This window comes from Streptomyces sp. NPDC058326 (genome assembly GCF_042879855.1).
In the GTDB taxonomy this organism is placed as follows: Bacteria; Actinomycetota; Actinomycetes; order Streptomycetales; family Streptomycetaceae; genus Streptomyces.
The window spans coordinates 114,994-124,697 of record NZ_JBHVZO010000023.1; the positions used below are offsets into that span (position 1 = coordinate 114,994).

Annotated in this window: 11 protein-coding genes; 7 read left to right on the forward strand and 4 right to left on the reverse strand. The window is 69.0% G+C overall.

Annotated features, from left to right (window positions below):
• Positions 1-29 precede the first annotated feature (29 nt).
• Positions 30-650, forward strand: coding sequence for a hypothetical protein (locus ACFVYX_RS31720; RefSeq protein WP_389684929.1), 621 nt, complete (start codon positions 30-32; stop codon positions 648-650).
• A gap of 202 nt (positions 651-852) precedes the next feature.
• On the opposite strand, the gene ACFVYX_RS31725 is transcribed toward ACFVYX_RS31720, so the two are convergent.
• Positions 853-1,374 (reverse strand): hypothetical protein, encoded by a 522-nt coding sequence (locus ACFVYX_RS31725; protein ID WP_389684930.1) that lies wholly within the window; start codon positions 1,372-1,374, stop codon positions 853-855.
• Positions 1,375-1,575: 201 nt separating this feature from the next.
• Between ACFVYX_RS31725 and ACFVYX_RS31730 the strand changes: the two genes are divergently transcribed.
• From ACFVYX_RS31730 to ACFVYX_RS31740, 3 genes are all read left to right on the forward strand, one after another.
• Complete coding sequence (locus tag ACFVYX_RS31730; RefSeq protein ID WP_389684931.1) at positions 1,576-2,439, forward strand: TIGR02391 family protein; 864 nt, start codon at positions 1,576-1,578, stop codon at positions 2,437-2,439.
• 70 nt (positions 2,440-2,509) lie between these two features.
• Positions 2,510-2,977 (forward strand): hypothetical protein, encoded by a 468-nt coding sequence (locus ACFVYX_RS31735; protein ID WP_389684932.1) that lies wholly within the window; start codon positions 2,510-2,512, stop codon positions 2,975-2,977.
• A 5-nt stretch (positions 2,978-2,982) separates the two neighbouring features.
• A complete protein-coding gene (locus ACFVYX_RS31740; RefSeq protein WP_389684933.1) occupies positions 2,983-3,177 on the forward strand; it encodes a hypothetical protein in 195 nt (64 codons plus the stop codon).
• 67 nt (positions 3,178-3,244) lie between these two features.
• Here the strand turns inward: ACFVYX_RS31740 and ACFVYX_RS31745 are convergent, their stop codons facing one another.
• Positions 3,245-3,778, reverse strand: a complete 534-nt coding sequence (locus tag ACFVYX_RS31745; protein WP_389684934.1) for a hypothetical protein — start codon at positions 3,776-3,778, stop codon at positions 3,245-3,247.
• Between the two features lie 16 nt (positions 3,779-3,794).
• Here ACFVYX_RS31745 and ACFVYX_RS31750 point away from each other — a divergent pair, with 16 nt between their 5' ends.
• From ACFVYX_RS31750 to ACFVYX_RS31760, 3 genes are all read left to right on the forward strand, one after another.
• Positions 3,795-4,091 (forward strand): GNAT family N-acetyltransferase, encoded by a 297-nt coding sequence (locus ACFVYX_RS31750; RefSeq protein WP_389684941.1) that lies wholly within the window; start codon positions 3,795-3,797, stop codon positions 4,089-4,091.
• Between the two features lie 788 nt (positions 4,092-4,879).
• A complete protein-coding gene (locus ACFVYX_RS31755) occupies positions 4,880-5,593 on the forward strand; it encodes an adenylate/guanylate cyclase domain-containing protein (protein WP_389684935.1) in 714 nt (237 codons plus the stop codon).
• The gene (locus tag ACFVYX_RS31760; RefSeq protein ID WP_389684936.1) at positions 5,590-6,108 is read left to right on the forward strand and encodes a Pycsar system effector family protein; all 519 of its coding nucleotides are present in this window, start codon (positions 5,590-5,592) and stop codon (positions 6,106-6,108) included. The genes ACFVYX_RS31755 and ACFVYX_RS31760 overlap by 4 nt, the downstream gene beginning before the upstream one ends.
• Before the next feature lie 228 nt (positions 6,109-6,336).
• On the opposite strand, the gene ACFVYX_RS31765 is transcribed toward ACFVYX_RS31760, so the two are convergent.
• Positions 6,337-6,726 carry a hypothetical protein gene (locus ACFVYX_RS31765; protein ID WP_389684937.1) on the reverse strand — a complete coding sequence of 130 codons (390 nt, stop codon included), beginning with the start codon at positions 6,724-6,726 and terminating at the stop codon, positions 6,337-6,339.
• A complete protein-coding gene (locus ACFVYX_RS31770) occupies positions 6,723-9,140 on the reverse strand; it encodes a Helicase associated domain protein (RefSeq protein ID WP_389684938.1) in 2,418 nt (805 codons plus the stop codon). The genes ACFVYX_RS31765 and ACFVYX_RS31770 overlap by 4 nt, the downstream gene beginning before the upstream one ends.
• Between the last annotated feature and the right edge of the window lie 564 nt (positions 9,141-9,704).

Genomic DNA, 9,704 nt, shown 5'->3' on the forward strand with positions numbered 1-9,704 from the left:
GAGCGGGCGCGGCGATAGCGTCCACCCCCATGACCACCACTGACACGATCGCTGCCCTGGCGCTGGGCGTTGCGGTCGTCGCCGCCCTCGCCGCCATCGGCTCCTGGAAGGCGGCCCGCAACGCCAACGGGGCCGCCCAGACCCTGTCCCGGATCGAGCAGCAGCGCCTGCACGCCGACCTCACCCCCGTCTTCCGCTGCGCCATCGTGGCCAACGAGGCCCGCTCCACCGCCATGCTGCGAGTCCACCTCGAGGGCCCGCCCGGGCTGCTGTCCCACGACGCCATCGAGATAACCGTGTCCATCCGCAACGACAACCCGCACCGCGGCAACGGCAACGGGCCCCAGCTCGCCGGCACCGCCGCCCCCGAAGAGGTGCGCGCACACATCTGGGGGCCGTGGAAGTTCAGCGGTGACGGCCGCGACAACACCGGCCGGACCGTCGCCCCGCAGCAGCTCACGGTCGGCGAGTGGACGCGCTACGGCCTGACTCCCACCACCCCGCCCCCCTGGTCGACGAGCAGCACACAGGACTGGCTCCGCGACTACGAGAACGATCCGGTGCGCCTGAGCATCACCGCCAGATCGAAGGGCAGCAGCACCTGGACCGTCCCGCTGGAAGTCTCCGTCACCACCGAGGGCACCGCCTGACCCCTTCCCGCCGGACCGGCCCACCCCGGTCCGGCGACCACCCCCCCCCGACTGTCAGCAGCCCGGCAGTATCGCTACATCGTCACAGAACACGACAAGCATGGTGATAAAGCCGCAGAGGGCGGTCGTCAGAAATGATCCACAGGCGGGCCCGGTCTCCGCACTCGGGAAGACCGGGCCCGTCGAGGTGCCAGGGCGTCGGTCAGTCGCTGATCTCCTCCACGATCGCCTGGAGCACAGCCGGGCTTGCCTCGACCTGGACGGGCACGACGGAGCCGACGATGGCGGGCTTCGCGTGGACGGTGCCGTAGATCACGGTCGGTGAGGCTGTCTCGCAGATGATGCGCAGGAGCGGGTTCTCGGGAGAGCACTCGATCCGGTAGCCGGCCTCGAGCCGGGACAACCAGTCGGCGTGCACGGCGACGGGCCGACCGTGGACCGCGCCGATCCGGGCGCCGCCAGTCGTCCAGTTCGACCACCGCACCGGCTCCCAGTCAGCGCCGGTGTAGGGAAGGCAGTCCGTCAGGTCCGGGTGGTCCGGGCCCAGCCACTGCGGGTCCCGGCTCTTACGGATCCGCCACTGCCCGTCCTTGTCCACGATGCTCGGGTCAAGACCGGCGATGCCGTCCATGTCCAACGCGACGCGGCCGTCGGTGATCCGGCCACCGTGGACCCAGACCTGGTCCTTGTTGACCACCCAGTCACACAGCCGCTCCCTCGCCACCGTCGCGTGCTCTCTCCTCGTCTCGCTGCTGAACGCCCTCACGGTATCCGGGCAGGTCAATCCTGGTGGCGGCCCTCCCGCTCAGTCGGGACCGACAGCACGACAGGGCTCGGACAAGTCACCTCGGGAGGGCTGGAGGGTTGCCTGCTCCGTGATCTCAGTGGGGTACTTGTTGCTCAGCATCTGCAGGAGGAGGAGTACGTGGCGACGTACAGCGCCGATTACCTGAAGCGGCTGCTGGCCGCGGTGGAGTGGTTCGAGGAGGTCTTCGGGCGCTGGATGGAGACCCAGGAAGAGTCGGATCACGTCCAGTCGCGAGGGCTGTTTCCCACGGTCTGGCCCAAGGACAGGCAGGATCAGGCGGCAGTACGGATGCTTGAGCTGGACGTGGCGGAGGCCGCGGGCGCTGCTGCTCGGGCGGTCACCGTCGCCGGGGCGCAGATCGCCGTCGCCGGGATCGGCGTTCTTGATCCGATCGAGAACTGGTCGCTGATGTCGGCTCCGAAGGCGCTCTTCACACCCCAGGAGGTCCGCACCACGGCGGCCAAGGTCAGGGGCCGCCTGAGCGGGATGATCGACGAAGCCGAAGCCGTCTCGGAGTCCGCAGTGCCGGGGTTCGCCCCCTCCGAACTCCACACGGTCATCTGGACGGCGGCGGCCGCACACTGGACGACCCACCAGTACCGGGTCGCGGTACGGGAGGCGGCGGAGGCGCTGACCGTCCACTGGAAGGGCATTCTGGGCCGCAACGATGTGGACGACACCGTGTTCTGGCAGCAGACCCTCTCGCCGGGCGAGCCTGACAGCGGCAAGCCCAAGCTCGCGTGGCCGGGCGATCCCACGGACAAGACGAACAGAAGCATGCGGGGCGGGCTGGAGCCGCTGGCCCAGGCGCTCAAAAACCTTGCGACGGGACTGAACCTCACCGTCAGGAACGTCACGACGCACACCCGAGATGAGCTGACCGAACAGGAGGCCATGGAGAGGCTGGCCGCCTACAGCTACTTCGCCCGTCTCCTCGATCAGTGCGAGATCCGGCGCGCAGAGGAAGACGAAGGCGAGTGAGCCGTCCCCACCGCCGGCGGATTCCTGTACGCCACTCGGTGTTCCCGCTCCTGGCTCCTAGGCTCTCGGCATGACGATGACACCGGCAGAACTCGAGGAGCAGAAGGACACCCTGGAGCTGCTGAACAACGAGGTGACCTCGCGGCTGACACGCCAGTCGGAGTCGCTGGCGAAGATCGACGCCAAGGCGTTGTTCCTGATCGGGTTCGCAGCCACCGCCGCGCAGTTCCTCGCGACGCGCCAGCGCCACGACGTCCTGGCTTACTTCGCCTTCGCCGCGTACGCGGTCACCCTGCTCACGGGCGTGCTGACCATGCGGGTGGCGAAGCACCAGGACCTCGAGCCCCGCCCGATGCTTGCCGCCCATGTCCGCTCCGCCAAGGGGCAGGTGCTGGCCGAGCTCTCGGCGACGCGGGCGTCGATCTTCGAGAAGAACAAGGAGATCCACGACCGGAAGGCGTGGCTCTGGGCGACGAGCCTCTGGTCGATGGCCGTGGGCCTGGGCCTGTCGACTGTCGCACTGCTGTTGCACACTTGATCCTCATGAGCAGCGGACAGAACCAGGAGGGCGGCCAGCCCGCCCCCGCGCCGGCTTCCACCACTCCGGATCCGGCGCCCCAGCCGGACTTCGTCGACGCCTTCACCAACTCGACGATGATCGGAACCGACAAGAGGAGCGACACCAACCCTGCGCCGAACAGGGCAGTGCGGCCGCGAGGCAACATCGAGCGGCGCTGAGACGCCAGGCGAACAGCCGTCGGGCCCGGCCTCTCCGAAGAGGCCGGGCCCGACGGCTGTTCTGGCACTACGGCCTGCTGGCCACGAACTGCTCCCACCGCCACTGCCAGTCGGTGTGCTCCGGGGCCTCGGGGACGGGCACGCTCCGCAGGCTCTCCGGGAGCTCGACCTCCTCCGGCCCCCAGATCGACTCGTTGAACCGGCACGCCCACACGACCTCGCGACCGGAGTTGACGACGACGGCGGCGATGGCGCCGTCGTCGGCCAAAGCCCCCTCGTCCACGGCGGTGCGGCCGAGCTCGATCGCCTTCGCCTCGCTGCGGTAGAGGGTGGTGGCCCGGCTGCGGGGCTGCTGCTTGCCGGTGATGGTGTAAAGGACCCAGTGGGTGCCGACGGCCTCGGGCCACCGCTTGCGGGCCGCCTGCCGCGACAGGCCGCCGGCGGCCTCGCCGAGCTCGGTGTAGCTCGCACCGGCCCGGCCGGCTCGGGTGGCGGCGTCGTCGACGAGCTGGCGCGCGACGGAGCCGATCTCGGCGGCGACCTCCAGGTAGACGAGGTGGAGCCGCGCCGAAACCCCTCGCGCGCAGTGGAGCTGGGCCATCCTCCACGAGGACGATCTGATCGGCCTGGTCGCCCTGCGTCGACGAACCCCGCTCATGGGCACCATCAGCTACATCCTCCGCGAGGACAGCTGGGGCCACGGCTACGCCACCCAGGCCGCCCGCCAGGTCGTCTCCGTCGCCTTCACCGCCGCCGGCCTGACCCGGCTGGAGGCCATGCACCACCCTGACAACCCCGCCTCCGGTCGCGTCCTGGCCAAGGCGGGGTTCACCCGCGTCGGCGCGTCCGACTGGCACACCGACGACGGAACCATCGCCTACGAGCTCTACGCGTTGGAGACCGCTGCCACCTGAACCAGCTCCCGGCCCGCCCGGCGGCCGCGAGCTGGGGCCGCCGGGCGGGCCGGGCGACGCCCACCCGGCGGTGACGGCGCCGCTGGCTCCGGCCCACGACGACCAGGCGGCGGGGCTCCGCACACTCACCACGCTCGGGCCGTCACTCACCACCGACCTCACCACCGCAGGTCACAGCCCTGCGAGCGCGAGCCCCACTGCACTCCCACGGACTGCCGCGCCTCGTCCGCCATGCCGACTTCGCCGTGCTGTCACCGGCCGGGTCTGTTCTCGCACGACCCGGCTCCTGTAGAAAACGCCTTCCGTGATCCCGATAGGGTCGGCACCAGCCCGGGCCGATATGGCGTGCACGGGCGAGGCCCGGTGCCCAGCGCGCTCTGGGAGCAGTACCACCGGGCCGCCCCTTCCTTCCCGCTCCGCCTGTACGCACGGATCACCTGCGCGAGTCGGACGGGGGGCTGGTGAGTACAGCTCACCACGGTGAGTTCGGCCGTGACCCTGATAGGTCCACCCCCTGTCTTCCCAGGTGAATGGCCCTGCTGATAGGCGGGGCTGATAGGAGATCGGGCTGCACTTACCACGCGCCTGCAACGGGTCGCGGTGACAACCCGGACCCGATGACGTACCGGAATCGAGCCCATACCCGGACCGCGGCCACCACACCCCGAGCGGGGCGACCGATCCGGCAGGCCGGCGCTGACGGCAGGACTTCAGAAAAGGAGGCGGCCGCTGTCAGTGCGTGCGAGTACTTTCTGCCAAAGCGCACGGCAAGAGACAGAAGGTCATCCATGGCACTTGGCGACGACATCCGGGCCGACCTGGACAAGATGGTGGGCAATCCCTGGAGCATCCGGAACGGCAACGTCGTCCCGGGCACAGACGACGTGGGGCTCTACAGCAACGACGCGGTCAAGCTGGACGCCGTCTACCTCTACGCCGACCTCCTGGGGTCCACCAAGCTGGCCCGTGACTTCAGCCCGGAAGTCGCCGGCAAGGTAATCCGCGCTTCGCTGCGCACCGCGTCCACGATCATCAAGAAGTTCGGCGGCGAGATCCGCAGCTACGACGGTGACCGCGTTATGGGCATCTTCATCGGCGGCTCGAAGAACTCGAACGCGGCAAAAACCGCATTGAAGATCAAGTACGCGATGGAGCATCTTGTTCAGCCCGCTCTCTACGGGCAGCTCCCGAGCTTGCGGACCGCCAGCTTCCTGCCGCGAATGTGCGTCGGGATCGCATCCGGGGAGGTGTTCATTGCTCGCGCCGGAGTGCGCGACCGCAGTGACCTGGTGTCCATCGGTCGAGCACCGAACGTCGCCGCGAAGCTCAGCGATATCCGTGAGGAGCCGATGTACAGCACCTACATCACCTCGCAGGTGTACAACATGCTCAGCGAGGAGACGAAGTTCTCCGAGGGCGTCGACATGTGGCGCCTCATCAGGAGGGAAGTGGGCGGCGAGACGATGACGATCTACCGCTCTACCTACTGGTGGTCCATGTGACCGCCCCTGAGCCGGATGCCAAGCACGCCCAGGCCGTCGAGACCGCCTGGCGGATCCACACGGAACTGGGGAACTGGACAGCGAAGGTGGACGCCAAGGCGTCCTTCGCGCTCACCCTGGAGTCCGCGGCAACCGCTGGCGTCATCGCGCTCTCAACCGACGACCACGTCCTCGCGAACCTCCACGGATGGGGCACCCGCTCCCTCCTCTGGACTGGAACCGTCCTCATCCTCGTATCTGGCATCTTCTCGATGCTGGTCGTCGTCCCCCGTCTCCGCGCCCGAAAGGTCAAAGCGGAAGCCCCCTCGAACTTCATCTACTTCGGCCACCTCATGCACCGAGAGACCGACGAACTCACCACCGCCCTGAAGCAGACGGACATCCTCCCGGTGCTGAGCCGCCAGCTCATCGCCATGAGCAAGATCGCATGGGGCAAGCACCGCCATGTCCAGCTGTCCTTCAGCATCTTCGGCGTGGGCGCCACCCTCGTCTTCCTCGCGGGACTGCTCAACTGACCCCATCCCCCCAGCAGACTGCGGCACGCTGCGCGCCCCAGTCCGGAAGAGGGAGCGGCCCGATGCTCCCAGGCCCTACACGCACACCAGTGCGATGCCGCAGCTCAGAAGCCCCGGGCATCGCACCTCAGTGCGTGTAGGGCCTGGGAACGATGTTGCTGGCCCCGGACAGTGAAGGACCCCGGGGCGCTCGTGCGCCCCGGGGTCCTTCACTGTCCTCGCCGCCGCTCACCAGTCGTCAGGTGCGCTGCCCACCCACGCGATCGGTCGGCCCTCGCTGGTGCGGCCCCAGTGCGGTTCCTCCATCGAGGTCTCGTGCCCGCTGGGCAGGACGCAGATCCGCCCCCAGCGGCCGTGCTTGCTCGCGCAGCCCCCGGTGAGCCGGGCCGCGTCGCCCTCCGCCACGGCCTGGTCGTAGCGGTCCTGGAACGGCTGGAGACGGGTGCACAGCTCCAGGCCGAGCTCCACCTCCGCCGCCTCCACCCGGGCCCGCGCCTCCTGCACCGCCGGGTCGGACAGCACAGCCGAGATGACGTGCTCCGCCTTCGCGAAGGCCCTGGTGCGGGCACGCCGCCGGGCGGCCTCCTGCACGCGCCGCTCTTCCTCCGGCGCGGTCATCCCACCGCTCCTTCCATGACCGCCCACTCCAGCCCGAGGCCAGCGAGCGCGGCGAGCTTGTCGGCGGACAGCTTGGCCCGGCGGCTCTTGCTGTTGGACAGGAACACCCCGAGCTTGACCTCAGTCCCGTCCGGCAACGCCTCTACGTGGGCCCTGGGGACCTTCACAGAGCCCGTGCGGGCCTTGTACTGCGCCAGGGCCGCAATGCCCCTCTCGAAGGCGCTCACGGGCGCCGTGGACGGCTCCGCGGATCCCTCCGGCTCCACCGGGGCCGGGGCCGCGGCGAGCGGGGTGACGCCGACGGCCTCCAGGCGCTCGCGCTGCCCGTCCGCCAGAGCCGCCCACACCTCGGGCCGGCGCTGCCGAGCGAGCCACTTGCCGATGTCCATCCCGTGCACGGTGACGCCCGGCTCGACGTACGCGAGGATGGACTCCTCGGCGAGCATCTCCCGCACCACGGCGTAGTGCCGCTGCCACTCGGCCGACCACGACGGGTTCCAGTCCTCGTCGATCGCCTCCAACGCGGCCTCCCACTCCGGATGCCCGTCCAGCGCACCCGGACGGCGCAGGTTGGACAGCCACTGCCCCACCGGCTTGTCCAGCGCGGCCGCCGACCTCGGGGCGCACAGCGTCCAGTGCTCCTGGTAGTACACCCGGGCCGCCGCCAGGTTCTCCTGGAACCGCGCATCGGCCGCCGACCAGGCCATGCCCAGCTTCTCCAGCCGCGCCGCGCGCCGGCCGTTCATCTGCCCCGCCCCGTACGCACGCCGCTGCTCCGCGACCCACTGTCCGAGCGGGAACGCGCCCTCCTTGTGCTCGTACGGCACCCGGGCGTGCCCCTCACGCTCGACGAAACCCTTGAGCTTCGACCAGCCCCGCGCCCAGTCCTGCCGCTCGGTGTCGATCACGTTGAAGGACACCCAGTTCGCGACCATCACCGGATCACGCGGAGCCGCAAAACGGAGCAGCAGCCGAGTTTCCTCCTCGTTATCACCCGGCGCGGCACCGATGTATTCAGAGGGCTGCACATAAGCCTTCTGAGGCTCCTGCGGGATCGCCAGCAATTCCACGGCCTCTTCATCGTGAGCCCGCAGACCTTCCAGTACCTTCACCAACGGCTTGTACGAACCCGAGGTGAACATATCCTCCGGCTGTTCGTCAGGCTGGAGGAATACGGGCACAATCAAAGAGGCGAGCTTCCCCTCTCCGGGCTTCTGGCGCAGCGCACGGCCGATCGCCTGCACGATGTCGTGCGGCGCCCCCTTGGGGTCCAGCAGGGCCACGGAGTCCACGGCCCGGATGTCCACGCCCTCCCCCAGGACGCGGCAGTTCGAGAGCACCGCACGCTTGGCAGTGGAGCCGAACTTCCCCAGCACCTCCCGCCGGCGCTCCGGGACGTGCTCGCCGCACAGCCAGTCCGCCCAGACCTCGGAGGGGTACCTCTCCGGCTGGTCGGCGTGCAGCCGCTTGGCCACGCGCTGAAGGCCCTCCGCATACGCCGCAGCCTCTATGGTCCGGTGGTGGAAGGTGATGCAGGTCTGGAGGTTGTGCTCCTCCATCGTGTGCAGCAGCGCGGCCTGGAGGGCGCCCAGGCGCTGCCCACGGACCTCCTCGGAGTGCCGGTCCTCACCCATCAGCCGCTCCGGGGTGACGACCGGGTCCTGGAGCTCCAGGACGATGATCTGGTACCGCGCCAACAGCTTCCGCGACACGGCCGACGCGAGCGAGAGTTTGTAGAGGACAGGCCCGAAGATGTTCTCGTCGTCCATGGAGGCCGCCATCTCACGCGGCAGCGGGTCACGCACCCCCTCGGCGACCTCCCGGTTCAGCCGCTCCTCCCAGATCCGCGGCGTCGCCGTCAGATACAGCCGGCGGTACGCCGGGATCTTCGTCTGGTCGTGGATGTCCGCCCACGCCTTACCCATCGAGCCCGACGTCCGGTGCGCCTCATCGACCACCGCCAGGTCCACCGGGGCGAGCTTCTGCCCGTAGGCGCCCTCGAACGCCTCCGTGAGCACGCCCAGCGACGAGTAGGTGGCGTAGATCGTCACCGGCCCCGCGGAGTGCCACAGCGCCAGCTGCACCGGGTTCGTGGTGCACCGCACCCCCAGGTGGAACAGCTCCGGATCGTCCAGCGGCGAGCACACCATGACCGCCGGCCCCTTGTGCCCGGCCCCGCTCCACGCCTTCACCGTCTGCGCCAGAAGATCCAGGGTCGGCACCACCACGAGAATGCGACCCTTGGGCACAATCCGCTTTGCGGAGGCCGCCGCGATGATGGTCTTTCCCGTCCCGCACGCGGCGTGCACCTGCCCGCGCAGACCATTCCAGGGAATGCCACCCCGCGGGATATCGAAGCCGCGCACGATGGCGGCTACGGCCTCAACCTGGTGTTCACGCAGTTTCACGGCCATTCCCGTGTTCTCCTTTTCGCGGAATTCGGCGCGTCATAGGAATGAGAGTCCGGCGCGGTGAGTGGCGGGCCGGGGTGGTGGTGTCTGATCCCAGACTCTACACACTCAGCACCCGTGATGCATCACCCACAAGGCAGCTTCCCACCGGAGGGTGATACTTGGCTGAATCCCGCCTCAAGGGCGCGGTTCATAGGGTATGCTGGCGGCGTATTGGCGAACGTGAGCGGCCGGTTTCGAGGATGGGGGAGGGGTTCGGGTGGAGCGCAGCGGAACCCGTCACTGCGGTGAGGCCGGCACCCGATCGGGCCGACGGTCCGTCACCCTCGTTGCGGGGGTGGTGGTCAGTAACCCCAAGCCCTACACAGGCCCGCGCGTGATGCACCTCCCCTCGTAGCCAGCCCCGGTGATCGCGCTTGCGCGGTCGCCTCCAATTCGCGCTTGCGCGAATTGCATTCCGTTCGGAATTCCGCTTGCGGAATTCCATTCCCGCGCTTGCGCGGGAATCCGAATTGCGCTTGCGCAATTCGCGCTCTATGCCCCGGCTTGCCGGGGCATATCCCGCTC

Coding starts and splice junctions, on each gene's coding strand:
- ACFVYX_RS31720 (WP_389684929.1), top strand. CDS start 30: ATGACCACCACTGACACGATCGCTGCCCTGGCGCTGGGCGTTGCGGTC.
- ACFVYX_RS31735 (WP_389684932.1), top strand. CDS start 2,510: ATGACGATGACACCGGCAGAACTCGAGGAGCAGAAGGACACCCTGGAG.
- ACFVYX_RS31740 (WP_389684933.1), top strand. CDS start 2,983: ATGAGCAGCGGACAGAACCAGGAGGGCGGCCAGCCCGCCCCCGCGCCG.
- ACFVYX_RS31745 (WP_389684934.1), bottom strand. CDS start 3,778: ATGGCCCAGCTCCACTGCGCGCGAGGGGTTTCGGCGCGGCTCCACCTC.
- ACFVYX_RS31755 (WP_389684935.1), top strand. CDS start 4,880: ATGGCACTTGGCGACGACATCCGGGCCGACCTGGACAAGATGGTGGGC.
- ACFVYX_RS31765 (WP_389684937.1), bottom strand. CDS start 6,726: ATGACCGCGCCGGAGGAAGAGCGGCGCGTGCAGGAGGCCGCCCGGCGG.
- ACFVYX_RS31770 (WP_389684938.1), bottom strand. CDS start 9,140: ATGGCCGTGAAACTGCGTGAACACCAGGTTGAGGCCGTAGCCGCCATC.